The sequence below is a fragment of the Chelativorans multitrophicus genome (assembly GCF_011317445.1).
Lineage (GTDB): Bacteria > Pseudomonadota > Alphaproteobacteria > Rhizobiales > Rhizobiaceae > Chelativorans > Chelativorans multitrophicus.
Genome location: NZ_JAAAPL010000003.1, coordinates 26,992 through 49,050 on the forward strand (window position 1 = coordinate 26,992; position 22,059 = coordinate 49,050).

At 65.4% G+C, this 22,059-nt stretch carries 26 protein-coding genes; 2 read left to right on the forward strand and 24 right to left on the reverse strand.

What is annotated here, in order from left to right; genetic code table 11:
- Positions 1–111 precede the first annotated feature (111 nt).
- The 11 genes from GNP00_RS14580 to GNP00_RS14635 all read right to left on the reverse strand — a co-directional run bounded on the left by GNP00_RS14580 (position 112) and on the right by GNP00_RS14635 (position 7,055).
- Positions 112–528 carry a hypothetical protein gene (locus GNP00_RS14580; protein WP_011583135.1) on the reverse strand — a complete coding sequence of 139 codons (417 nt, stop codon included), beginning with the start codon at positions 526–528 and terminating at the stop codon, positions 112–114.
- 68 nt (positions 529–596) lie between these two features.
- On the reverse strand, positions 597–794 hold the full coding sequence (locus tag GNP00_RS14585) for a hypothetical protein (protein ID WP_157038137.1): 198 nt from the start codon (positions 792–794) through the stop codon (positions 597–599).
- Positions 791–1,246, reverse strand: coding sequence for a hypothetical protein (locus GNP00_RS14590; RefSeq protein WP_011583133.1), 456 nt, complete (start codon positions 1,244–1,246; stop codon positions 791–793). Before GNP00_RS14590 ends, GNP00_RS14585 begins: the two co-directional genes overlap by 4 nt.
- 71 nt (positions 1,247–1,317) lie before the next feature.
- Entirely contained in the window at positions 1,318–1,512 is a 195-nt protein-coding gene (locus GNP00_RS14595; protein ID WP_011583132.1) for a hypothetical protein, read from the reverse strand.
- A 9-nt stretch (positions 1,513–1,521) separates the two neighbouring features.
- Positions 1,522–1,923 carry a hypothetical protein gene (locus tag GNP00_RS14600; protein ID WP_011583131.1) on the reverse strand — a complete coding sequence of 134 codons (402 nt, stop codon included), beginning with the start codon at positions 1,921–1,923 and terminating at the stop codon, positions 1,522–1,524.
- 227 nt (positions 1,924–2,150) lie between these two features.
- A complete protein-coding gene (locus GNP00_RS14605; protein ID WP_011583130.1) occupies positions 2,151–2,573 on the reverse strand; it encodes an antirestriction protein in 423 nt (140 codons plus the stop codon).
- A 93-nt stretch (positions 2,574–2,666) separates the two neighbouring features.
- On the reverse strand, positions 2,667–2,918 hold the full coding sequence (locus GNP00_RS14610; protein ID WP_011583129.1) for a DUF6117 family protein: 252 nt from the start codon (positions 2,916–2,918) through the stop codon (positions 2,667–2,669).
- Between the two features lie 69 nt (positions 2,919–2,987).
- Positions 2,988–3,461: a hypothetical protein gene (locus tag GNP00_RS14615; protein ID WP_011583128.1), complete on the reverse strand. Its 474-nt coding sequence runs from the start codon at positions 3,459–3,461 to the stop codon at positions 2,988–2,990.
- Positions 3,462–3,562: 101 nt separating this feature from the next.
- On the reverse strand, positions 3,563–5,734 hold the full coding sequence (locus GNP00_RS14620) for a ParB/RepB/Spo0J family partition protein (RefSeq protein WP_011583127.1): 2,172 nt from the start codon (positions 5,732–5,734) through the stop codon (positions 3,563–3,565).
- 105 nt (positions 5,735–5,839) lie between these two features.
- Complete coding sequence (locus tag GNP00_RS23410) at positions 5,840–6,664, reverse strand: hypothetical protein (RefSeq protein WP_011583126.1); 825 nt, start codon at positions 6,662–6,664, stop codon at positions 5,840–5,842.
- Entirely contained in the window at positions 6,657–7,055 is a 399-nt protein-coding gene (locus GNP00_RS14635) for an A1S_2505 family phage non-structural protein (protein WP_011583125.1), read from the reverse strand. Before GNP00_RS14635 ends, GNP00_RS23410 begins: the two co-directional genes overlap by 8 nt.
- 102 nt (positions 7,056–7,157) lie before the next feature.
- On the opposite strand from GNP00_RS14635, the gene GNP00_RS23610 reads away from it, so the two are divergent.
- Positions 7,158–7,280: a hypothetical protein gene (locus tag GNP00_RS23610; protein ID WP_281352083.1), complete on the forward strand. Its 123-nt coding sequence runs from the start codon at positions 7,158–7,160 to the stop codon at positions 7,278–7,280.
- Between the two features lie 106 nt (positions 7,281–7,386).
- Here GNP00_RS23610 and GNP00_RS14640 read toward each other — a convergent pair whose 3' ends face one another.
- From GNP00_RS14640 to GNP00_RS14655, 4 genes are all read right to left on the reverse strand, one after another.
- Positions 7,387–8,034, reverse strand: a complete 648-nt coding sequence (locus tag GNP00_RS14640) for a hypothetical protein (RefSeq protein WP_011583124.1) — start codon at positions 8,032–8,034, stop codon at positions 7,387–7,389.
- Entirely contained in the window at positions 8,034–8,405 is a 372-nt protein-coding gene (locus GNP00_RS14645) for a DUF2958 domain-containing protein (protein WP_011583123.1), read from the reverse strand. The genes GNP00_RS14640 and GNP00_RS14645 overlap by 1 nt, the downstream gene beginning before the upstream one ends.
- Positions 8,402–9,367 carry an ArdC family protein gene (locus GNP00_RS14650; RefSeq protein WP_011583122.1) on the reverse strand — a complete coding sequence of 322 codons (966 nt, stop codon included), beginning with the start codon at positions 9,365–9,367 and terminating at the stop codon, positions 8,402–8,404. Before GNP00_RS14650 ends, GNP00_RS14645 begins: the two co-directional genes overlap by 4 nt.
- Positions 9,368–9,498: 131 nt before the next feature.
- Positions 9,499–9,816 (reverse strand): hypothetical protein, encoded by a 318-nt coding sequence (locus GNP00_RS14655; protein WP_011583121.1) that lies wholly within the window; start codon positions 9,814–9,816, stop codon positions 9,499–9,501.
- A gap of 208 nt (positions 9,817–10,024) precedes the next feature.
- Here GNP00_RS14655 and GNP00_RS14660 point away from each other — a divergent pair, with 208 nt between their 5' ends.
- Entirely contained in the window at positions 10,025–10,624 is a 600-nt protein-coding gene (locus GNP00_RS14660; protein WP_011583120.1) for an SOS response-associated peptidase, read from the forward strand.
- Here the strand turns inward: GNP00_RS14660 and GNP00_RS14665 are convergent.
- From GNP00_RS14665 to GNP00_RS14705, 9 genes are all read right to left on the reverse strand, one after another.
- Positions 10,621–11,235, reverse strand: a complete 615-nt coding sequence (locus GNP00_RS14665) for a hypothetical protein (protein WP_011583119.1) — start codon at positions 11,233–11,235, stop codon at positions 10,621–10,623. The genes GNP00_RS14660 and GNP00_RS14665 overlap by 4 nt on opposite strands.
- 80 nt (positions 11,236–11,315) lie before the next feature.
- Entirely contained in the window at positions 11,316–12,602 is a 1,287-nt protein-coding gene (gene dinB, locus GNP00_RS14670) for a DNA polymerase IV (RefSeq protein ID WP_011583118.1), read from the reverse strand.
- Positions 12,599–15,889, reverse strand: a complete 3,291-nt coding sequence (locus tag GNP00_RS14675) for an error-prone DNA polymerase (RefSeq protein ID WP_011583117.1) — start codon at positions 15,887–15,889, stop codon at positions 12,599–12,601. The genes dinB and GNP00_RS14675 overlap by 4 nt, the downstream gene beginning before the upstream one ends.
- Positions 15,886–17,352, reverse strand: a complete 1,467-nt coding sequence (locus tag GNP00_RS14680; protein ID WP_083764542.1) for a Y-family DNA polymerase — start codon at positions 17,350–17,352, stop codon at positions 15,886–15,888. The genes GNP00_RS14675 and GNP00_RS14680 overlap by 4 nt, the downstream gene beginning before the upstream one ends.
- Positions 17,324–18,079 carry a hypothetical protein gene (locus tag GNP00_RS14685; protein ID WP_011583115.1) on the reverse strand — a complete coding sequence of 252 codons (756 nt, stop codon included), beginning with the start codon at positions 18,077–18,079 and terminating at the stop codon, positions 17,324–17,326. The genes GNP00_RS14680 and GNP00_RS14685 overlap by 29 nt, the downstream gene beginning before the upstream one ends.
- 94 nt (positions 18,080–18,173) lie before the next feature.
- Positions 18,174–19,529: a tyrosine-type recombinase/integrase gene (locus tag GNP00_RS14690; RefSeq protein WP_011583114.1), complete on the reverse strand. Its 1,356-nt coding sequence runs from the start codon at positions 19,527–19,529 to the stop codon at positions 18,174–18,176.
- A 176-nt stretch (positions 19,530–19,705) separates the two neighbouring features.
- Positions 19,706–21,286: a recombinase family protein gene (locus GNP00_RS14695; RefSeq protein ID WP_011583113.1), complete on the reverse strand. Its 1,581-nt coding sequence runs from the start codon at positions 21,284–21,286 to the stop codon at positions 19,706–19,708.
- Positions 21,273–21,656: a Cas5 family CRISPR-associated protein gene (locus GNP00_RS14700; protein WP_011583112.1), complete on the reverse strand. Its 384-nt coding sequence runs from the start codon at positions 21,654–21,656 to the stop codon at positions 21,273–21,275. Before GNP00_RS14700 ends, GNP00_RS14695 begins: the two co-directional genes overlap by 14 nt.
- 83 nt (positions 21,657–21,739) lie before the next feature.
- Positions 21,740–22,051 carry a hypothetical protein gene (locus GNP00_RS14705; RefSeq protein ID WP_011583111.1) on the reverse strand — a complete coding sequence of 104 codons (312 nt, stop codon included), beginning with the start codon at positions 22,049–22,051 and terminating at the stop codon, positions 21,740–21,742.
- Between the last annotated feature and the right edge of the window lie 8 nt (positions 22,052–22,059).

The window sequence follows — 22,059 nt, forward strand, 5'->3', positions numbered from 1 at the left end:
CGCTCTCTCTCGACCGCACAGGTTCAAACCCTTCCCGGCCTTCCTCTCCCTCTCAGACGGTGACCTGGCTGGCGTGACAACAGCGCCCGGCCGGAAGGTCGGGCGCTTGCCTCAGTCATAGGGGTTGCCTCCGTCCAGCACGGTGGCAAGCCAACCATCGGTGTAAAGCCAATCGACGGTTTTGCCCGTGGCGAGATCAAGGACGTGCAGGCCCCCTCCGAAAGCATTGATGCGCGGCCGCGAACAGGTGTTGGCGTATTGGAAGCCCCACAACCCCTTGAGGCCAAACTCGGCGGCGCAGCGCTTGACGAACTGGATGACATGCTCGGGATCGCCGGTGACGTCATCGCGCATCCAGAGCGTGGTTCCGCCATGCTCGGGCTGGATCGAAAGGACAAACCCGTCCGATGGTGGATCTTCGGCGGCATTTTCCGCCGAGAGTGCGTTGTAGAGGTCGAGAGCGCGAGCGGCGTTGTCGGGAGTGCCTACATCGAGCACGCAAGAGAAATGGGTAAAGAAGTCGGCCATGTCGGGTTCCTGAAACGAGAAGCCCCGGCGCGAGGGCCGGGGCGGTTTGTGGGAAGACGGGATCGGGGTCAGTGCAGGGTCAGGCTGACGCCGCGCTGCGCTTGGGCGTGGCATCGCAGCATCTCTCGGTAGAACTTCCGGCGAAGGAGCCGGCGGCATGGATCGCGCCGCACCCAGGCGGGCAAACGCTTCACCGCCGCGCGGAGAACAGCGCGTTCGGTGTCCAGCACCGTGACGGGGAGATCGGAATAGATGGCGCGCATCATGGCCGTTCTCCTGCTGGAGAGACGTCGTCCGCCGCTCCACCGTTGTCCGTGGGCTCGTCCGGGTCGCGCGCATCGGCCATGATCGCGTCGCCGCGCGCCACGGCGGAGGCGGCGCGCTCTATCCATTCGTCGGACGATGGCCGGCCGGCCCGGACATCGGCGAGCAGCATTTTGAGAAGGCCATGCAGGACCTCGAATTGTCTCGCCCTGCGCTGAATGGATTCCTCGAAATGCGAGGGGATGGGAACCGGCGGGGTGGATCGGCTTGCCTCGGCGCCTTTCCAGATTCCCGAGACGAAGGTTTCTCCTGCACACTCGCGATCAAGCGTCATGCCTCTCCAGTCCTTATCCTCGACGGCCTGACGGCAAGCTCCCGCAACCGTGTCGTCGCGATAGGTGCGATGCCGGTAGGACGGCAGAAAGCGGGTGGTCTCGATGGTGTAAACGGGCATGACGGCCTCCTGAAACGAGAAAGCCCGGCGCGAGGCCGGGCAGGATTTGGGGGATTGCGACGCCGGTGGCGTCAGAGACGGAAATGCCTCGCCAGCCGCTGGGCATCGGCATGGTGGCGGAGCATGTCGCGGTAGAACTGCTTGCGTGCATCCCGCTTGGCGGGATCGCAGCGGGCGGTTCGGGCGAGCCTGCCGCGCGCGGCGCGGATGACGGTGCGGTCGCTGTCCCACACGAAGATGTCGAGGCGCAGATAGGTGGCATACATGCGCGCCTCCTAGACGTTGATGCGCTCGCACAGGGCGTCGATCTGGGTGAGATCGAGGCCGGCGTGCGTGTCGTCATTCGTGACGATGCTCTTGAGCGCCTGGTCGATGTCACCGCGCGCAACGGCGAGCTGAAGGAGCCGCAGGCCCGTCAGCACGGCGTCGCGTTCCTGGGCGGTGACGCCGATGGTCAGGAATGCTTCGACGGTCTCGCCCTCTTCGAGCAGGCGAACTCCGTGATACTCGTCGATCTCGTAGTCGTCGAACTCCTGCACATGGCCGGTGGCGAACCATTCGCCATCGTAGTGGACGCTCTTGGCAAGCTTTCGTGCCTCTTCGGGCGTGTCGGCCTCGAGGACGGTTTCGTAGTAGGCGAAGGCGTCGTGGCCAGCGCTGACGACAAATTTCGGCATGGGAAACTCCGTGGGTTAAACGCCCGGAACGCGGCCGGGCCGATGGGCGGAAATCGGATGGGTGATCACGCGGCCTGCGGCAGCCGCAGAAGCTCGGTGGCGGTCTCTCTCCCACCTTCCAACCCGTCACGGCCAAACCGGCCCCTCTCTCACTCTCGCCGTCGGCAACCGCGGCACAGCGGGCATGAAAAAAGCGTCCTGCCGCGCGGCAGGACGCTTTGTGCCAGTCAGTTGATGGCCGCGAAGATCGCGGACGATTCGGGATGTCCGTCCGAATAGGCAAAGAGGCGCTTGTAGCCTTCCGCCAGGCGGTCCGACTCGAACTTGAAGGAAAGATGCGACAAGACGAACAGCGTGGCGATGATGCCGGCGGCCTCTGCGGAGACGTCGCCGCGGAACTCGGTCAGCGCGCTTTCGATCCGGAAGCGTCGATCGGTGTCGGGTGCGAGGAACAGCGGTTTGCCGTCGCGCTCGTAGAAACTCCAGAAGCCGCCGCCATAGTCATAGGGGCTGAGGCGCTCCATGATCGTATAGACCGTGTTTTCGGCGACGATCAGGAACTGAAGTCCGAACAGGGCTGGCAGGAACTTCTCGCGGCGGTCGTCGGGAACGATGGTCGCGGGCCTGCGGGTGGTGAGGTCGATTGTCATGAGTCTGGTCTCCAGAGTGATTGAAGGACAGGCCCGGACGGCGCTCTGTCTTCGCCCGCCCGAACCTGCCCCGGTCCGTCAGCCCTCTTTCTCTCAGACCCTCGGGACGAAGCCGTTCGGGTCGTCGGGATCGGGCGGGAGGTAGGCGTCGTAGGGATTGCCGTCCGCCAGGTGGCCAAAGGGCGTCATGACGAAATCGCCGTCGTCCGCGCGGCTGACCGCGCAAATGACATAGCGATGCTCGCCGGTCGCGGCATCGAGGCACTCCATAAGTGCGAGATTGCCGTCGCCGGCCGCGCGCAGGAGCGTTTTGAAATTGGTGCGGGCGTGATCGGGAATGGCCATGGTGATCTCCTGAAACAGGATGGCCCGCCGTCGTGTGACGGCGAGCCGGGTGGACGTGAAGCGGGGTGATCAGGCGGCGCGGCCTTCGACGGCATCCGCACCCACCTCGTCGGCCGTGACGTCATCGAGCCGGGCCCGCGTATATCCGGATTTCGCCAGCCAGAGTTCGGCCGCCTCGCGGTTGTCGGCGAGGTGCAGCAACTCGACGTTGTCGCCGACATTCTGGACGACGCGGACCTGACCCACCTTCGGGCGCTCGACCACGCGAAACTGGAGATCGCTGTCGATTCCGTAGGTGTGCATCACCGTGACGAGGATGATGCCGCCCGCGCTGAAGTCGCCCTCGCGCAGCGTGAAGCAAGGCGGGGACGAATAGGTCGGCCGTTCGCGGCCGGGCTCCTTGCGCACAAGGCGGCCGACGCCGTTGCGGCGCTCCCAGGCGGCGAGCTTCTTGGTGAAGCGGGTGGGTGGCTTTGGGGCGCCGTCCGAATAGGTGACCAGCGAGCCCAGTGGCGCGCAGTCGAATATGAGGGATGCTGACATGGAAGGTGTCTCCTGAAACGAAAACGGCCCGGCGGGATGCCGGGCCGTGTGGTGGAAGAGGAAGAGAGACAGGGCAGCGGGTGCCGCCCCGTCGGTGCGCGTCATTCGGCGGCGACAAGGGCCTCCGGATCGCCGTCACTTTCGGTCTCGGCGACTTCGCCCTCGCCGGCGAGGAAGTCGGGCAGCGCAACATCAGGCTCGTCCGCCTCGGCCGCAGCCTCGACGGCCGGCTCCTCGCTGAAGAGGCGCAGGGGTTCCGGGAGCCAGCCGGTATTGGCAAGCCGCTCCTCGGCCTCGGACGCCATCGCCATCTTGTCCTTCTTCTGAAGGTCGAGAAGATTGGCGGTGCTCTCGCCAACGCCTTCGGCGATGGCTTCGAGGATGCGCTTCTTCGTCACGCGACCGAAATAGTTCGCGACGGTGGGCCGGAACCCGGCTTCCGCCATGTCGAGATCGGTCACGCGGGCCAGGCGATCGGCTTCCGCCATGCGAGCCTGGAGCTGCTTTTCGGAGATGCCGCTGGCGCTCAGAGGGTTGGGCCGCTCGTAGAGCGCGTTGATCCCCAGAGACATGCAATGGGCCAGCAGCGCCATCCGGCTTTCGTCATCAAGCGCAACGAGCCAGTCCCAGAGTTGGTCGTCGTCGGTCGGGACCTGGGCCTTCCATGCGGCGTGCCGCTCGTCCACGGCCTTGGCGTAGGGCGTGGTCTTGAGGTCGGTTCCCTGATTGCTGCAATAGACCTCGTGAACCGAGACTTGAACGCTCGCGCCGCGCGTGGACCGCCTGAATGTGTCACGAACCAGCTTGTGCAGCACCGCCGTCATGGCGACGTGCGGATTGCTACCCACTGCGTTGCGCAGCGCGATGGTGCGATGCGCGGACAGCTCGATCACCAGCTTCTCGGGGAGAGGCTTGATGACGTCCACTTCCTCTTCGGGCTCAACCGGCTGGCCGTTGACGGTGACGACGGTGTGCTGCGCGTCGGGCGCCATATCGCCATCGCCGTCGATGCCGACCTCCGGCTCGACGCCTTCGGTGTCCTCTCCATCGACGGTCTCCACCGGCTCGTCCTCGGGACGCACCCAGCCGCGATCGACGACAAGCTCGCCGTCCTCGTTGACGGTGACGAAGGCGCCGCCGATGGCGATGTCGGCCGGATCGAAGACGGTCGGGCGACGCTCGAAGGCTTCGAGCTGCTTTTCGATCTCGCCAAGGCGCCGATCGATTTCTTCGGGCAGCTCCTGATCGGCAGGATACTTGGCCTCAAGGCGCTCCTGCTCGTCGCGCAGCTTTTCGCGCTGGCGACGCTCCTTCGCGGACATTTCAGCGGGCGTGCCGACGATCCCGCGCAGGTCGTGGTCATAGCCATAGGGAAGGTCGAGGTCGGCTTCGACCCACTTCCAGCCCTCGGTGGCCACCTCGTCGGCGGCGGCCTTCAGCTTCTCGGCGACCAGACGGTCGAGGAGCGACACGTCTTCGAGCCAGCCCTCCTCGTCATCGTCGAAGAGGTAGCGTGGCAGGACCGGCCCGCCCGCTGCCAGGTAGGCGTCGAGGCCGACGAAGACCGCGCGTTTGTCGGACGCGGGAACCTCGGTCTCGGTGAGCATCTCCCGGATTTGCCAGGGCTCCTTGTGGTGGGACTGCCGGACGGCGTCCCATACTTGTTCTTGCCGCTCGTGATCCGGGTGCGCGGTAAACGCCTCCAGCGTCTTGAGCGTCATGCCGTTTTCGGCATAGACCTCATGCAGCTTGGGCGAGACCTTGGCGAGCACCAGGCGCTGCTCGACATAGCGCGTCGTCGTGAAGTAGGCGCTGGCGACCTCCTCATGGGTCATGCCGCCATCGACCATGCGCTTGAACGCCTTGAACTGGTCGAGGGGATGGAGCGCCAGCCGGAACGTGTTCTCGGCGAGCGAGTCGTCGACGGCGGAGGTCTTGGCGTTAGCCTTCTTGACGATGCAGGGGATCAGGCCATCCTCGGGGAAGCGGCCGGCCGCGACCAGACGTGCGATCGCACGATAGCGGCGGCCGCCCGCCGGTGTCTCGAAATCGCCGGTCTCGTTGCCGTCGGCGTCGAGGACAGCGCGGACGTTGATGCCCTGGATCAGATCCTCGCGGCGATCGATGTCGAAGGTAAGCTCGTCGAGGCCAGCTTCGACGTCGACCTCGCGCACATTGTCGTTCGACAGATGGATGCGGTTGAAGGGAATGTCGCGCGCCCGCGAGAACTCGATCAGTTCGAGGGCGGGCTTCTTCTTGGCAGCTCGGGCCATGGTGGTTTCTCCGTGACGGGCGCCGAGAGCCACTCTCTCGACCGTAAACCCGTCACGAAAACCCCATTCCCTCTCTCCCTCTAACCTTCCGCGGCCGGCACCGCGTCAGCGGCCGAAGCGCTGGCACGGCCGCTCGTCATTGACGCCATATTTCCGGCGCAGCGCGACGATGGCCGCCTCCTGTCGCTCGATCCTACGCCGCAGCCGGTCGAGGTCCGGCCCGACCGCAACGAGCAGATCATCGAGGACACACAGATACGCGGCCTCGTCCGCGCCGGTCCACCGGCTCATGCGGCGGTTATAGTGGCGTGCCTTCGGCCTCTGCTGGATCGTCATGGCCTCGGCGCGGTCGCGAACGGCGCGTTCGGCGAGGGCGAGGTTGTGGCGGGCATCGGCGAGGGTCTGCTCCATTCGCGCGAGAGCGGCGCTCAGGGCGTCGCGGGTCATCATGACGATCTCCATGTCGATGGGAAGCCAGGCCGCCAGCCGGGCGCGGCGATGGTTGTGGGGAGAGCAATGACAGGCAGTCAGGGGGTCGGAGGCATCGTCGCCGTCGCGGAAGCGCGGCGGTATCTCGTCCTCCGGCCCTTGCCAGAGGATACGATCGCCGCGCCAGATCGTGACGAAGCCGCCGCCCTTTGGCGCGGGCTTCGGCGGAGCGGCCTCGAAGTTGCGGCAACTGAAGTTCCCCGCCGTGCCTGCGAAGGCGGGTATCTCGGAATTGCCGAGCAGCACGCGGTCGCAAGTGCCGGTCGGGCGCTTCACGCGGCGGCGGGAGAGGCCGAGCCGGAAGAACTCGTAGTCGCGTTCGAGGTTTTCCGGCGGCGGCGTCCAGTGGCGGCAGTCGCGGCAGCGGCCCGGCCTGTCGGGCGTGGGATCGTCGAGCGGCGGCCCGCCATTGTGGCGGAGCGGAGGCGGGCGGTCAGCCATGACGCACTGCCTTCGCCGGCGCTGCAAGCACGGCGCGGAATGTGGTCGGCAGGAACACGTTCTCGGGCGAGTCGGCGAACATCGGTGCGATCTGGTTCGGGCGATAGCCGGCCAGGCCGCAGGCGATCGGCGTGACCTCGAAACGCAGGTCCGGCCGACGACGCGCGTAGCCGAGGAAGTCGGCGACATAGCTGCGGATCACCTCAAGCGGGAGGACGCGCAGATGGCGATCCTTCGTCGGGAGCGCATAGGAATTGCCCTGCAGACCGACGCCGCGGCCGTAGATCGCGCCACGGTGCTGGCGCGCCCACAGAGCCGCGCCCTTGCCGTGGCGGCCGGCGAGGTTGGAGCCGAAGACGAAGACGGGTGGGGTGGAGATCGGGACAGTCATGGAATGCTCCTACCTGTTGCCGCTCGCCGTGAGCGGTAGGGCTCCGAGGGACCGCCGCAATTCCGGACAGTCACCGAAGCGGTCGCCTGCGGGCGGCTTGCGATGGGGAACGGCAAGGCCGTCGACTTTGCGGGGGCTGCGGCTGCAGGCGGGGAGAACACCGCCTATGGCGAGCGGCGGCGGCCAAGAGCAGTCGTGATCGTCACGCCGCCCTCCCGCTCGTGACCCGTCCGGGCCGTGCCGCCCGCCGGACTACAACCGGCCGCGTGTCGGCCGCCTGTGCGATGCGCTCGATGGTGGCCAGGTCCGTGTCGGAGCACTCGCCCGTCACTTAGATCTCGACGAAATGGCCGCCGCTGCCGACCTTGGAGTCCCGCAGGCGATGGTTGGATGAGGTGTAGAAGCTCTCGTGCCTTTCGATGAGACGGACACGCGAGCGCAGGAACAGGATGCCGGAGCCGAGATTGCCGCAGAACAGCAGCTCGTCGGCTTCCGTGGTCTTCGGCGCGCCGCCGATCTTACGCTGGCCGATCTGGCGGAAGGCCGCGTCGAAGCTCGACGGGTCAGGCGTCATCCGCGCCTTCAGCTCGGGATGGAACTTCCAGGGCGGACGGTGCGGATCGACGCGGCCGACGTCGATCTGATGGAGGAGATCGGCGAAATACCCCGGATCGGCGGGATAGGGGCAATCCCGCCAGATCTCGCGCACGGTGCGCCGCAGCGCGTCGGGCAACGCGAAGAGACGCGCGCGGGCCTTGCGCCAGGAGGCCGCCCGCATGCGGCGGCGCTCCCGCTCGGCCTCGTCCCACCAGACGCCGCGACGGGCCATCTCCTCGTCGACGCCGTGCTGGCCGTCGGCGATCTGGTCGGCGAAGAGGGGCAGCGCCTCCCGTTCGAGGCGCTGCTTGCGGAGGAACGCCGCGCGCTTGCGCGACGTGTCATTGTAGGGTTCGGGCCTGTGCCAGCGGCGGAAGCGCATCACACGCCCTCCCACCGCGACTGCCGTGCCGTGCGGATGATCCGTTCGGCCGCGCGGATGCTGCCGGCCTCCCGCGCAGCCTCGGTCCAGACCGAGATCGGAAAGTCGCCGGTAAAGAGGACGTCGCGCTCGATGCCCAACCCGAACGGCAGGCGCACCGAGATCATTTCCTCGAGCGAGAAATAGCCCAGCTCCGGCTCGCCGAGATCGGCGAGACCGAAAAGCGTATCGCCGTCCCCGTCCAGTTCGGTGGCCAGCCAGACGCCGGCGCCGAGCGGATTGAAGAACTTCACCACCGGCACATGGTCGGCGTCGCGGATGCGGCCATTGGCCAGAAGCTGGGCGCGCAACTCGTCGGTGAGGAGGATCATGCCGCCCTCCTGTCGATCTCGACCGCGCCCATGTCGGCGTCGCCGCTGTCATCGGCCTCGGCGCTTTCCGGCAGGAAGCCGAGCAGCCAGTCAGCCGCCTTGCTGGCGAGACTGGCGGCCCGCACGATGGCGCGGTTGTCCTCGCGCAGCACCTCGAGCCAGGAGCCGATATAATCGGCATGGCGCACCGTGGGCGTGATGCCGAGTGAGGCGCAGCAGAACGCCGCGTTCAATTCGGCGACCAACTCCTCGAAGGCGTATTTCTTCGTGCCGAAGCCGCCCGAGAGGTCACGGCCGAGCCGGGAGGCATGGCCCGTCGCGTGCCCCAGCTCGTGCAGGGCGGTGCGATGCCAGTTGATGGGCTCGAAATAGGCTTGCGGCGGCGGGACCTGAACATAGTCGAGCGCCGGGACGTAGAAGGCCCGGTTGCCGCCGATGCGCAGGTCGATGTCCGTTGCCGTTATCAGCGCCTCGACCCTGGGCTCGATCAGACCGGGAGGCGGCGGCGGTGCCGCGGCCATGACGTCGTCGGGCAGGCCCTCGCATTGGGCTGCGTTGAAGACGCTGTAGCGCTTGAGGAACGGGATCGCCTGCGGGTCTTCGCCGACCTCTGCGGCCCGCGTCTTCTCGCCGTCGGGGACGAATTTGTTGGCATAGACGATCGTCGTGCCGCGCTCGCCCTTCATCACGTTGCCGCCGAGCGACTCGGCCTGCTTGTAGGTCAGCCAGCTTTGGCAGGGGTAGCCGTGCTGGACCACTGCGCCCCAAAGCAGCAGCACATTGATGCCTGAATAGTGCCGGTTGGTGGCAGCGTTCTTCGGCATGGCGAGCGGGGCGGCGGTGCTGCCCCAGGGCTGGACCCATGGAAGCTTTCCGGCCTCCAGCTCGGCGATGATTTTGTCGGTGATGTCGTCGTATAGGCTTGGCCGGTCGTTGCCGGGGCGTTGGGATTTCCTGGCCATCGGGATCGGTCTCCGCGACGGGCCTCGGGAGCCTCTCTCCCGATCCTCAACCCGTCACGGCCAACCCGGCCATCCTCTTCCTCTCGCTGCGCCGGCCGAGCCGGCGCAAAGCGGCGCCTCGACGGGTGCGATCAATAAGACAGCGCACAGGGCCGCGCGGCCCAACGCGCGTTGCGGTGTGCGTCGAAATCAGGGTCGATTTCGCGGCAGAGACGATCGCCTTCCCTGCGCACCATCGAGTCGATGCCGGCGATGCGCAGCGCCTTGGCGAGACCCTCGCAATATTTGTCGACGATCAGCGCGGCTAGGTCCGGCGTCTCGGCCCCGCGCTCGACATCGTTCTTCCGAGACTGCGCGTAGGATCGCAGGTCGGCGAGCACCTGATGCTCGATCGCGTCGAGCAGGTGCGGCCAAATCGTTCCCGGTGGGAGATCCTTGAGCACATCCATCTACACGGCTTCTCCTTGAACAAGTATCTGTGTGTGACAAGCCGATGCGTGGCGGATTGCGGTTCGCGGCGGCTAGCCTCTCGCGTCAGGGATCGAAGCCCGCCAGGGTGAAGACCCGCTTAGCGGTGCTTCAGCGCCAGCCGAGAGCCCGGCCCGGAGGGCGACGCCCAGCCTCGAAGTTCCCAGATTTTCGCGATAGACTTGCGCAATGTGCAATGCCTACGAGCAACACGTCAAATGGGTTGAATACGTCAAGATGATGCAGGCGTTGGAATTGAACGTTCCGACGCAGCAAACCGAACTCGACCTTCCCTTCGCTAGCAACATTCGCATTAACGAGATGGGGCCGGTCATGAGGTCCACCGCGAACGACACCGAGATCGAGCTGGCGCCGATGAATTTCGGCCTGCCGTCCGACCAGCCCAAGCGCGGGCCTGTCTTCAACTTCCGCTCGGAAGGCCGCGACTTCTCCAAGACGAGACGATGCCTGATCCCCTCGTCGGGCTTTTTCGAGTTCACGGGCAGCAAATATCCGAAGACCAAGCATCGCTTCACGCTAAACGATGCCCCGTTCATGGCGATCGCCGGCATCTGGCGTGAAGCCAAGGGCAACCATCCGATGGCCTTCGCGATGCTGACGACCGAGCCCGGCCCGGACGTGAAGCCCTATCACGATCGCCAGATCGTGGTTCTGCGCCCCGAGGATTGGGCAGCGTGGATCTGGCTGACGAGGCCGGAGTCGGAACTTCTCCATCCGCTCGGAGCCGGATCGCTTGCGGTCGAGACGGTGCGCAAGGGCGCCGCCTAGCGACGTGCATCGCGAGCGGCGTGCGCCGCCTCGCGTCGGGAACGAATAGCCCATCGGACATAGCCGATCGCCATCAACGCGAGAGCGGCGGCGGGTATCTGCGGATTCGGCCCAGCCGGAAGTCCGGCGATCGCCGTCGTGGCCAGCGTGTAGGCGAGCAAGAGCATGTTTGCCGCGACGAAGGGATGGAGAACGTCCATGTCGGGGACGCCACGGTGCGCCAGTGCGATCCCGGCCACGAAGGCGCCGGCAACGAGCAGTCCGATTGCGATGACGTCGATGACGAGGCGCGCCGTCAAAGGCGCCCCCGCATTGAACGCCGCAACCTGCTCATAAAATCCGGTAAGGGAAGACGCCCAGAGCAGGACGATCGCGGCCAGCGTCATGGAGACGAGGTGTGAAGGCGCGTTCTGTAGCCCGTGCGCGACGTCTCCGAGCCAGGGCGTGCGTGAGAGGGCGAGCAGCACACCATAGGAGGCGACCATCGGGGGAACGAAAACGAGCATGCCGGGGATGCCAAAGTCGTAGCCGAGGACCAGGGTTGCGAGAAAGGCGATGCCGACGAGCGTGTAGGCCAGGACGAATCGAAGGGTATTCGCGGTGAGGCGCATGTCGCGCGCTCCCATATCCGTTTGCGCTCGGCTGCCCTCCACGGCGGCGTGAGGGCAAGCAATCACATTCGGACGCAGCCTCAGTCTATGTCAGAGCCATCGCCGCGATCAACATTTCCGAGGTTCTTTTCGGCCAGTTCCCTGAAGGCGTCCGGCACTGAACGCCCGCGGTCGAGCTGCGCGGTGGCATAGCCCAAGGCGTCGCGGCCGAAGCGGGCGCGCACGGCGTCCATGGCCCGGTCGGCCGACCAGCGAGCGATGCCCTGCCGGGTGCCGGGCCGGTGTTTTTCGTCCGGCAGGCCGAGCGGGAGGTCGAGCTGGATCGCAGGCTGCTGGCGCAGATGCGAGATCGAGACGGCGACCAGCGTGATGAACCGCTCTCGCGGATGATCGGCCAAGGCGGCGCGCACCAGCTCCTCGGCGATCTCTGCCAGCATCGCTGTCGCCGAGATCGGCGCGTCGAGGGTCAGCGAGCGCGTAACGGCGTGCATGTCGACGAAGCGCACGCGCACGGTGATCGTGCGGCCCGCGAGCGCCTTGTCGCGCAGCCGCGCGGCAACGCGATCGGCCAGATGGCGAACAACGGGCTTGAAGACCTGTTCGGTGGCCGGCTTTCGACCGAGCGCCGACTGTGCGCCGGCTGAGCGGGCGCGGGTGTGGGTGCGGATTTCGCGCGCATCGCGATTCCAGGCGAGCGCCGACAGCTTCTCGCCGGCTGCCGGGCCGAGCAGGCGTGCGAGTGAGTGGCCTGGCGTTTCCGCCAACTGGCCGATGGTGAGAATACCCTGCTCGCGCAGCTTGACCTGCGTGACTGGGCCGACGCCCCACATCAGCCCGACCGGGAGGGGATGGAGAAAGTCGATCTCACGGGTCGGATCGACGACGACGAGGCCATCGGGCTTGGCGACCTGCGAGGCGATTTTGGCGAGGTGCTTCGTGCGCGCTACGCCGACCGAGATCGGCAGGCCGAGCCGGTCGCGGATGCGTCGGCGGATCTCGGCAGCGATCTCGGCTGGCGGACCGAAGAGGTGGGTGCAGCCGGTGACGTCCGCGAAGGCTTCGTCGATCGAGATGCGCTCGACCAGCGGCGTGAAGTCGCCGATGATGGCAATTGCGGCGTCACCAAGGCGTTGATAGTCCTCGAAATGGCCGCCGACGAAGACGAGCTGCGGGCAGAGTTCCCGCGCCTTCCTGCCGGCCATGCCGCCCCTGACGCCGAACGCCTTGGCTTCGTAGCTGGCGGCCAGGACCACGCCGCCGCCGACTGCGATCGGCTTGCCACGCAGGGCTGGATTCAGGAGTTGCTCGACACTGGCATAGAAGGCGTCGAGGTCGGCGTGCAGGATGTTGGCGGCTTGATCCGTCATCTGAAATCCCGCGTCCTGACGCGGATTTCGCCTTTGCCGTCGCCCATTTCGTCCAGATGTTGGTAGGGATCGCCGATGTCGCGCGTGCGCGGCACCTTGGGCAACGTGCGCGGATCGGGAGCCGGGCTTCCATGGTGGAACTCGTCCCCGCGGCCGTGCGGCAGCGGAAATTCACCCTCCCGCTGGCCCACGGTCTGGAGAAGCGCGGTCAGGTCGGTGAGGTGGTGGGCGACGACATGCACCACCTCACCCTCACGCTGGACGCGACCCTTCACGCCGAGCATGGCCGATGAAAGAAGGACACGGCGGTATTTCTCGAAGGTCTTGGTCCAGACGACGATGTTGGCGATGCCGCTCTCATCCTCGACGGTCACGAACATCACGCCCTTGGCCGAGCCGGGCCGCTGCCGGACGAGGATCAGCCCGGCGGTCTCCAGCCAGCGCCCGTCGCGCGCGCCCATCGCTTGCGCGCAGGGCACGATGCGGCGGCGGGCCAGATCGGCGCGCAGGAACGACACCGGATGGGCGCGGAGCGAAAGTCCGGTGTGGCCGTAGTCCTCGACCACTTCCCGGCCATCGGTCATCGGGCGAAGCCGGACGGGCGGCTCGGGAAGCTCCGGGGCCGGTTCAGGTTCGTGGCGGGCGGCGGCGGCAAAGAGCGGCAAGGGCTCGTCGCGCAGCGGGCGGATCGCCCATAGCGCCTCGCGCCGGGCCAGGCCGAAGGCGGGACGGAAGGCGTCGGCCTCGGCGAGCCGGGTGAGCGCAGCGGTCGGGACGCCGGCGCGCCGCCAAAGATCGTCGACTGAGGCGAAGCGCAACTCCTCGCGCGCCGCGACAATCGCGGCCACATCGCGGTTGGGCAGCCCCTTGACCATTCTCATGCCGAGGCGCACCGCGAAGCGGCTTTCGTCGGCGGTCGGTTCGAGCGTGCAGTCCCAGCGCGAGCTATTGATGCAGACGGGTCGGATCTCGACGCCGTGGTCGCGGGCGTCGCGCACGATCTGGGCGTCGGCGTAGAACCCCATCGGCTGGGAATTGAGGAGCGCGCAGGCAAAGACGTCCGGATGCCAGCATTTCACCCACGACGAGGCATAGGCGATCAGGGCGAAGGATGCGGCGTGCGATTCCGGGAAGCCGTAACTACCAAAGCCTTCCAATTGCTTGAAGGTGGCGAGCGCGAAGGCTTCTTCATAGCCGTTGGCGACCATGCCGGCGACGAGTTTATCGCGAAATTTCGAGACTCCTCCGGTGAATTTGAAGGTGGCCATGGAGCGCCGCAGTTGGTCGGCCTCGCCGGGCGTGAAACCCGCACAGGACACCGCAACCATCATGGCTTGCTCCTGAAAGAGCGGCACGCCGAGCGTCTTGCCGAGCACGGCTTCCAGCTCGGGCTTGGGATAATGGACGTCCTCGCGGCCTTCCCGTCGCCGCAGATAGGGATGGACCATATCGCCCTGGATGGGACCAGGCCGCACGATGGCGACCTCGATGACCAGATCGTAGAAGGTGCGGGGCTTGAGCCGGGGAAGCATGGACATCTGTGCCCGGCTCTCAATTTGGAAAGTGCCAAGCGTATCGGCGCGCCGGATCATGGCGTAGGTGCGGGGGTCTTCTGCCGGAATGGAGGCGAGATCGAGCGCGACGCCCTTGTGCTCGGCCAGCAGGTCGAGGGCGCGCCGCATACAGCTCAACATGCCGAGACCGAGGACGTCGACCTTCATCATCCTGAGCGCGTCGATGTCGTCTTTATCCCATTCAATAGTCTGGCGAGCCTCCATCGCTGCGGGTTCGATCGGGACCAGATCGTCAAGCCGGTCGCGCGTCAGGACGAACCCGCCTGGATGCTGGCTCAAGTGTCTGGGAAAGCCGATCAGGGCGCGGGCAAGCTCCAGCGTCAGCCGCAGCCGCCGGTCGGCCATGTTGAGGTTGAGCTGATCGACGTGTTGGGGACCGACTTCTTGCTCGGACCAGCCCCAAACCTGGGTGGAGAGCGTGCTGATGAGGTCTTCGGGAAGGCCGAGCGCCTTGCCGACGTCCCTGAGCGCGCCTTTGGCGCGGTAGCGGATCACAGTGCAGCACAGCGCGGCACGGTCGCGGCCGTAGGTCGCGTAGATCCACTGGATGACCTCCTCGCGCCTGTCGTGCTCGAAATCGACGTCGATGTCGGGCGGCTCATTCCTCTCGGCCGAGACGAAGCGCTCGAAGAGGAGCTGGTTGCGGTCCGGGTCGATCGAGGTGACGCCGAGCACATAGCAGACCGCCGAGTTTGCGGCCGAGCCGCGCCCCTGGCACAGGATGCCCTGGCTGCGCGCGAAGCGAACGATGGAATGGACGGTGAGGAAGTAGGGCGCGTAGTCGAGCTGGGCGATGAGGCCCAGCTCATGGTTAAGCGTGGCGCGCACGGTGTCGGGCAGGCCGTCGGGATAGCGGGACGCAGCGCCTTCCCAGGTCAGGCGCTCGAGCGTCTGCTGGGGAGACAGCGCGGGGTCGTCGCGCTCCTCGGGATATTGATAGACCAGCTCGTCGAGAGAGAAGCGGCAACGCTCCGCGATCTCGACCGTGCGCGCCAGCGCCTCGGGATAGCGGGCAAACAGCCGGTGCATTTCCTCGGGGCTCTTGAGATAGCGATCGGCGTGGCGCTCGCGGCGGAAGCCGAGCGCATCCACGGTGGTCGTGTGGCGGATCGCCGTCACCACGTCTTGGAGAACGCGGCGTCCCGGCTCGTGAAACAGGACGTCGTTGGTGACGACACATGCCACGCCCATGCGCGACGCAAGGCCGGACAACTCATGGAGGCGCATCTGGTCGTTGGGACGGCGCCGCAGGGTGAGCGCGAGATGGGCGCGATCCCCGAAGACATCGCGCAGGCGGCGCAGCCGCATCGTGCAGGTCTCGTCGGCCTCGTCGGGCACGAGAAGGGCGATCTGCCCCTCGGCATAGCGCGCAAGATCGGTCCATTCGAGATGGCACTTCCCTTTTCCGGCCCGACCCTTGCCGAGACTCAGCAGCCGGCAGAGCCGCGCATAGGCTGCGCGGTCGGTCGGATAGACGAGGATCGACGCGCCGCAGGCCAGGTCGAGACGGCAGCCGATGACCAGCCGTATGCCTGTCGCCTTGGCCGCCTCCCAAGCTCGGACGATCCCGGCGAGGGAGCTGCGGTCCACGATGCCGAGCGCCTCGATCCCCATGAGGGCGGCCGCGGCGAACAGCTCCTCGGCCGACGATGCGCCGCGCAGGAAGCTGAAATGGCTCGTCACCTGAAGCTCTGCGTAGCGGTTCGCGGTCATCCGAAGATTCCGTGGATGAACCAGCGATGCGAGCCCGTGGCCGGGTCTTCACCGTCGCCGGCGCGATAGAGCCAGAAGCGCTCGCCTGTGTCGTCCTCGACCCGGAAGTAATCCCTGACCGCCGCCATCTCGGCGTCCCGCGCCCACCATTCCCCGAAGACGCGCTCGGGGCCGTCCGCCCGCGCCACGCGGCGGCGAACGCCGCGCCAGGTAAAGGATACGGGCGGATGGTCGGGGAGGAGAGCAATGGTCTCGATCGGCTCCGGCCTGAGCAGGAGCCGCGCAGGACGCGGCCAGGCGTCCGGCCAGGTCTCGCCGGTCTCGGGGGCAAGCGCCGGGATGTGCCGGACGCAGCGCTCCGGCACGTCGCTGGCGACGGGCGCAGCCCGATAGATGGCGCGTTCGCCAACCCGGTTCGCCAGCGTGTCGATGAGGTCGGAGATGTCCGGCTCGGCCTCTTCGATCAGCGTGGTCGCCGACTGGCGCGGCGTCAGCGGTTCGGCAAGCGTGGCGCAGAGCGTCATGGTCTCGATGCCGAAGCCGGGGTCGATGGTTTCGATCCGGTCGCACAGCAGCCGTGTCAGGCGCTTGGCGTCCCGCACCGGCCGGGCGGTTCCGACCCGCACGGCCTCGGTGCGGTTGTCGACGCGCTGGCAGATGAGATCGAGCCGCCGTGCGCCCTGGCCCCTCTGTTCGAGGATCGCGCAGAGCGCAACGACGAGCTTTTCGATGTAACGCGCGATGGTCTCGGCCGCCGAGATGGGCTCGGCAAAGACCCGCCGCGTCTCGGCCAGCTCGGGCAACCGGATGGGCTCGATCGGCTCGGCCGAGCGGCCCAACGCCTCGTCGATCCGCCGGCCGGGCTCGGGGCCGAAGCGCAGCGCGAGGGGCGCGCGCGGCTGGGACAGCAAATCCTTGATCCGCTCGAGGCCGAGGACGCGCAGCTCGGCGGGCATGGCCGGCGGCAGGCGCAGTGCGGCGATCGGCAGCGGCGCGATTACGGCGGCGCCGTGTTCGGGTTCGGCAATGAAGGTGGGGCTGGCCGCGTATCGCGCGAGCGCATGTGCAGCGCCCCAGGTGTCGGCGACGGCCGCGCGCGCCTCGACGCCCGACATGGCAAGGCGGCCGATCAGCGCGTCCAGCATCGCCGCCTCGCCGCCATGCAGATGATCGGCGCCCGAGCTGTCGATGACGATGCCGTCCGGCTGGTCGGCGGCGACGATTGGGGAAAAGCGCTGGAGCATCCAGAGCGCCAGGCGCTCCAAGGCTTCGCTGTCGCCTACGGGATCGGCGTCGCGCACGACGAGCCCGGCGACGAGCGCCTGGGCTTTGGCCACCGGCGTCCCGGCGCGCAGGCCCATCGCCTGCGCTGCCGCATCCGCCGCCGTCACCACCCGCTTCGCTCCTTGCCGGCCCGAAAGGACCAGCGGAGCGTCAGCCGGCGGCACGGCGGAGCCGGTCATTCGCCGCACCCGGTCTGTCGGCCAGCTCGGCAGGTAGATTGAGACGACCCGTTTTCGCATCACACGCTTCCAACTCGAAATCAGCACTTTCCCCTGCGCGCGCGCGGATCAGCTCGACCAGCCATCGGTGGCGGCCAAGGCCGGGAACCGGCAAGGGGGTTGAGGGCAGCACCGAGACTCGCCAGCGCGTGGCCGAGGAGGTTGGCTGCCCGAAATCCATGGAGTCGGCCTGACGGCGCCAGCGCCGCAGCGCCAGTCCGATCGTTCCGGTGCCCTCGGCGGCCAGCATCAACCGCCGGGACGCCTTCATGGACAGATGCGCGACCTCACCGACGACCGCGCCGAGCCCGCCATGGCGCAGCCCTTCCTCCATGCAGGCGAGAACGGAAGTCTGGTCGCCCGCTCTCAGATAGATCACGCGATCGGGACGCAGCCCGGCCTTGTCGAGCGCCGGGGCGAAGAGGTCCGGCTGCGTGATGCACCAGAGCACCTTCCCTTTCGTGCGGGCCGCGATCCCGGCGGCGAACAGCGCGGCGGCCGCCCCGTCGACGACGCCGTTGCCGCCCCCTGCGATCTCATGCAGCGCTCCGAGCGCGAGTCCACCGTCCGGAAGGCGCGCGTCGACCTCGGCGAGGCCGAACGGCAGCGCCGATCGCACGCGCTGGCTTCGCCCTTCGATCCGGGCGATCTGCGCGCGCAATTCCGCAAGGGCGGGCTGTGGCCGCACGTTCGTCGTTGACCTCCTGCTTGGGATTCTGCATCATGTTCTCTATTTGTTCTAACTTTCCCACACCGGAGTCAAGATGAGTCTTCCGCGAGGATTAGGCGGCGAGCTGGTCGGGGGCCGATCCGGCACCTTCATCGACCGCGTTCTGTAGGAACCTCGCGAGGGCCGTTTTTCGGGAATCTCGGTCCAACGCATACGCGGTCTGTTTGAAGGCAATGCCATCGAGCAGGCCTTGAATGTAGCCGGAGATGGTATCGGCGGCCATGATGAGAGCAGTGTCGAGCGTATGGATATATTTGCTCGTCACGGTGCCCTTGGAGTGGCCGACCAGTGCGGCGATGGAGACTTCGGTGAAGCCGAGATCGTTTGCGATGCTCGCGAAGCTGTGGCGCAGGACGTGCGGTGTGACGCCGGCCAAGGGCGAGTCCTTGAACATCTGCTTCCAATGATTGGGGAAGCTGCCGAAGGCGCCGTCGTCCGACCGCGTGCCCGGGAACACATAAGTTGCGGTCGCCTTCTTCTTCTGCGCTTCCAGAAATTCGATGACCGGAAGGCCGATGGGTCGGGTAGAAGCGCCTTCCTTGCTATCGGTGAGACGCAAGCAACTCGCATCCGTGTCGACCTCGTTCCACGTCAGCGAGATGATTTCTGAACGCCGACAACCCGTCATGGCGATCTGGCGGATGATCTCGACGGTCATCGCGTATTTCTCGTCCTCTGCTGCCTCGCGCAGCATGACGCCCAGGATGCGATACTCCGCGTCGGACAGCCGACGCTTGCGGACATTGTCTTTCGGCTTCTTGATGCCGTGCGCAGGGTTGCGGTCTATGATGCCGGCATCTACGGCGTAGGTGAGGATGCCGCCAAGAAGACTGACGGTTCGCGCGGCGGTTCCCGCACCGCCGCGCACGATAGCCTTTCCCCGTAGCTTGTCGGTCTTGACCGAAACCCTGGTCTTACCCGCCATGACGTCTTTGAGGAGCTTGTTTACGTCGGCCTTGGCGAGATCCTTCACTCGGCGGGCGCCGAGAAGCGGAATGATGTGCCGGTTGATGCGCCCCGTATCGGTCACTATCGTCGTAGGCTTCTTTGGTCGACCGCCTTTTCCCATGATGAGGCCGGCGTTCATGTCATTCAGATAGAGAGTGCAGAGTTCTTTCACCGTGATTGCTTTGTGGTCGAGCTGGCGTTCTTCGGAGGGATTCTCGCCGCGTGCGACTCGGCCGAGTTGGGCTTTGGCCTCTTGCCGAGCGTTCTCGGCCGTCCAGATTCCATGAAGCCCGATGGTGAAGCGCCGGGTGCGACCGGCGGCTCGATACTGAATGAGATAGCTGCGTTTGCCAGATGCGAAAACGCGCAGGCCGAAGCCCGGCAGTTCGTCGTCCCAGACGAAGTAGTCCTTCTCGCGAACCTCGGCGGATTCGACAATTCGTTTGGTCAGTTTTGCCATCAGACGTAACCTCCCCTGAAGAGGGGCTGATTCCGCGGAAGCACCACGGAAGCAGCCGGAAGTAAATTCAGGCGGGATGTAGGATAGCGCAGAGGAAAGAGAATTCCAATTTTCTTTTTGAAATCAGTATGATAGAGAAACATGGCGTGCCCTCGCGATCTGTAGCGAAAGGCAGTCTAAAAAACTCCGAAGGCAGAGGTCACAGGTTCGAATCCTGTCGGGTGCGCCATCTCGCATTTTCCACTGTAGAAGCCACCTAATGCCTTGAACGGAAAGGCTAAATTAGGTGTTCGAAGTCCCTGATTGCGGCAGTATGCCAGCGGCTCCATAAAAGCCAGCCTGAGCACCGTTTTCCTGCCTATCAGGTCAGAATTACACCATAGGTTCCAAGGGCTTGAGAGAAACGCGAGCGCGTGTTCGAACGACTCCTCCAAGGTGAGCCTGGGCTTGCCGGTCACGGTGAGCCTTTCCTGCGCCAGCACCTTCTCGCGTTCCAGCTTCGCTATCCGCTTCTCATAAGCAGTGATGACGCTCGCGTTTCCTGATTCGACGATCCGGTCGAGCAGCGCTTCAATCTGCTTCTCGATCTGAGCAACATTGGCCTTCAAAACCTTTGCCGTCTCGTTGGCCTGTGCAAGCCGCATGTCCCAGGCATCCTTGAACATGGCCTTCACGATCTTGAACAGGTTGGGTGACGGCTCAAGGCTCTGAAGAACGCCCTCGAACGCCGCTTCAAGTTCGTCGCGCTTGATCGACTTGCGATAGCTCTCGCAGCCTTTCGTCGCGCAGAGGTAATAGGGGTACTTCTGCGACTTGCCTTGCGACCAGCAGGCCGTCAGCGGCTTGCCGCAGTCGTTGCACAGGATAAAGCCGCGCAGCGGGAAATCGGCGCTGATGTCTTTGCGCGCCGGAGCCTTGGCCGTGCTCTTAAGCCGCGCCTGTATCTTCTCGAATGTCTCGAAGCTGATGAGCCCTTCATGCTGGCCCTTGCGCAGCCCAACGCCCCAATTCGGGGCTTCGATGTATCCCGCATAGACCACGCGCGTCAGGAGATCATGGATGCGCTGGTTGCGTATCTCGCCGTTCGGTAGGTCCTTCGGAAAGGACGGCTGCCGTTCGAGAAAGCGCTTGACCTCGACTTGCGTTTCGAAGCGCCCGGAGGCGTAGCCTTCCAGCGCTTCTTGCAGGATGGAGGCATTGGGTTCGTCACGCACCAGCAGCTTGCCGTGACCGCTTGCGCGCTCATAGCGGTAGCCGACGGGAGCCTGGAAAACCCAATAACCGTTCTGGGTCCGCGCCCGCATACGGTTGATGGTCTGCTCTCCATTCTTCTGACGCTGGTGCTGCGAAACCGACGCCAGCAGGTTTTCGACGAGCTGGGAGTCGGAATCTTCGCCGAACTCGATTGAGGGACTTACGAGGACACCGCCCGCGTCGCCGATTTTCACCCGCAGTTCGAAGTGCGCCATGAGGCCACGCGCGAGGCGGCTGATATCGTCGATGATGACCGCATGCTGCTCCTTACGCTGCCCCTTGAGGAAGGACAGCATGGCCTGCATTCCGGGCCGCGACGTAAGGCTGCCGGACGTATCATCACGGAAGACTTCGACAACCTCATAGCCTTTGTATTTTGCAAACTCGCGGCAACGGGTTTCCTGTGAGGCAAGACCATCGCCGCGCACCGTTTGCTTCGCACTCGACACGCGGCAATAGATGACTGCCTTGGTGATATCATCACTGTTGCTATGTGTATTCATGATCTTTTAAACCGGCTGTTGGGCCGGAGTCTCTGTCGTCTTGAGTTTCCACTGATTTCTTTGATTCTACCTGATCGAAAGCCTTCTTTGCGCTCGGAAAAGAAGATTCGGAATCTTGTCCACATACTTCCTGCAACGGATGGACGCCGAAGCCGAGTTCAACGAAGGTTACGACGATGGACCAAAGAGCGCGCAGAAATTCCTCTTTCTGTGCTTCGCTCAGGCTCGGATCATCGAGCAGCACCTGATATTTCGCGACATCGACGGTAAGGACGGGCCGCGCCGACGCATCGAAACGCTTGGCAAGGCCGTCGCCACCGGCAGGCGAGTTCTCGCCTGTGTTTCCGCCATTTTTCTCATCGGTCAACATTTCATGCCCTCTACTTTAATTATACAGCTCAGGGATGTGGTCACACAAACTTGCGATGCCCGGAAAGGCGCGGATTTCCTTGGCTAGAAGGGGATTTCGTCGTCCGAGTCGCCAACGGGTTTTCCGTAATTCGGCAACCCTCGATAGTACGCCTCGATCTCCGGCGATCCTCTCCAGTCCATCTCATCCATGTGCTCCATGAGCGCCATGTTGAGATACCCTTCGAGTTGATCCTCTGCCGTGCCGTCAGGATCAGCGTCCGCATGATGCAGCGCCCAGGAGCGCGCGAACTCATACTTCCGGCGATCCACGCGCAGCCACACGAACACAGTGCGGCCATCCTTCGAGAAGCGTGTCCCGCTGCGCTGATGGTGGTTCTTTCGCGTCGCGTCCATTGGCCTGT

Coding starts and splice junctions, on each gene's coding strand:
- GNP00_RS14580 (WP_011583135.1), bottom strand. CDS start 528: ATGGCCGACTTCTTTACCCATTTCTCTTGCGTGCTCGATGTAGGCACT.
- GNP00_RS14585 (WP_157038137.1), bottom strand. CDS start 794: ATGATGCGCGCCATCTATTCCGATCTCCCCGTCACGGTGCTGGACACC.
- GNP00_RS14590 (WP_011583133.1), bottom strand. CDS start 1,246: ATGCCCGTTTACACCATCGAGACCACCCGCTTTCTGCCGTCCTACCGG.
- GNP00_RS14595 (WP_011583132.1), bottom strand. CDS start 1,512: ATGTATGCCACCTATCTGCGCCTCGACATCTTCGTGTGGGACAGCGAC.
- GNP00_RS14600 (WP_011583131.1), bottom strand. CDS start 1,923: ATGCCGAAATTTGTCGTCAGCGCTGGCCACGACGCCTTCGCCTACTAC.
- GNP00_RS14605 (WP_011583130.1), bottom strand. CDS start 2,573: ATGACAATCGACCTCACCACCCGCAGGCCCGCGACCATCGTTCCCGAC.
- GNP00_RS14610 (WP_011583129.1), bottom strand. CDS start 2,918: ATGGCCATTCCCGATCACGCCCGCACCAATTTCAAAACGCTCCTGCGC.
- GNP00_RS14615 (WP_011583128.1), bottom strand. CDS start 3,461: ATGTCAGCATCCCTCATATTCGACTGCGCGCCACTGGGCTCGCTGGTC.
- GNP00_RS14620 (WP_011583127.1), bottom strand. CDS start 5,734: ATGGCCCGAGCTGCCAAGAAGAAGCCCGCCCTCGAACTGATCGAGTTC.
- GNP00_RS23410 (WP_011583126.1), bottom strand. CDS start 6,664: ATGGCTGACCGCCCGCCTCCGCTCCGCCACAATGGCGGGCCGCCGCTC.
- GNP00_RS14635 (WP_011583125.1), bottom strand. CDS start 7,055: ATGACTGTCCCGATCTCCACCCCACCCGTCTTCGTCTTCGGCTCCAAC.
- GNP00_RS23610 (WP_281352083.1), top strand. CDS start 7,158: ATGGGGAACGGCAAGGCCGTCGACTTTGCGGGGGCTGCGGCTGCAGGC.
- GNP00_RS14640 (WP_011583124.1), bottom strand. CDS start 8,034: ATGCGCTTCCGCCGCTGGCACAGGCCCGAACCCTACAATGACACGTCG.
- GNP00_RS14645 (WP_011583123.1), bottom strand. CDS start 8,405: ATGATCCTCCTCACCGACGAGTTGCGCGCCCAGCTTCTGGCCAATGGC.
- GNP00_RS14650 (WP_011583122.1), bottom strand. CDS start 9,367: ATGGCCAGGAAATCCCAACGCCCCGGCAACGACCGGCCAAGCCTATAC.
- GNP00_RS14655 (WP_011583121.1), bottom strand. CDS start 9,816: ATGGATGTGCTCAAGGATCTCCCACCGGGAACGATTTGGCCGCACCTG.
- GNP00_RS14660 (WP_011583120.1), top strand. CDS start 10,025: ATGTGCAATGCCTACGAGCAACACGTCAAATGGGTTGAATACGTCAAG.
- GNP00_RS14665 (WP_011583119.1), bottom strand. CDS start 11,235: ATGCGCCTCACCGCGAATACCCTTCGATTCGTCCTGGCCTACACGCTC.
- dinB (WP_011583118.1), bottom strand. CDS start 12,602: ATGACGGATCAAGCCGCCAACATCCTGCACGCCGACCTCGACGCCTTC.
- GNP00_RS14675 (WP_011583117.1), bottom strand. CDS start 15,889: ATGACCGCGAACCGCTACGCAGAGCTTCAGGTGACGAGCCATTTCAGC.
- GNP00_RS14680 (WP_083764542.1), bottom strand. CDS start 17,352: ATGACCGGCTCCGCCGTGCCGCCGGCTGACGCTCCGCTGGTCCTTTCG.
- GNP00_RS14690 (WP_011583114.1), bottom strand. CDS start 19,529: ATGGCAAAACTGACCAAACGAATTGTCGAATCCGCCGAGGTTCGCGAG.
- GNP00_RS14695 (WP_011583113.1), bottom strand. CDS start 21,286: ATGAATACACATAGCAACAGTGATGATATCACCAAGGCAGTCATCTAT.
- GNP00_RS14700 (WP_011583112.1), bottom strand. CDS start 21,656: ATGTTGACCGATGAGAAAAATGGCGGAAACACAGGCGAGAACTCGCCT.
- GNP00_RS14705 (WP_011583111.1), bottom strand. CDS start 22,051: ATGGACGCGACGCGAAAGAACCACCATCAGCGCAGCGGGACACGCTTC.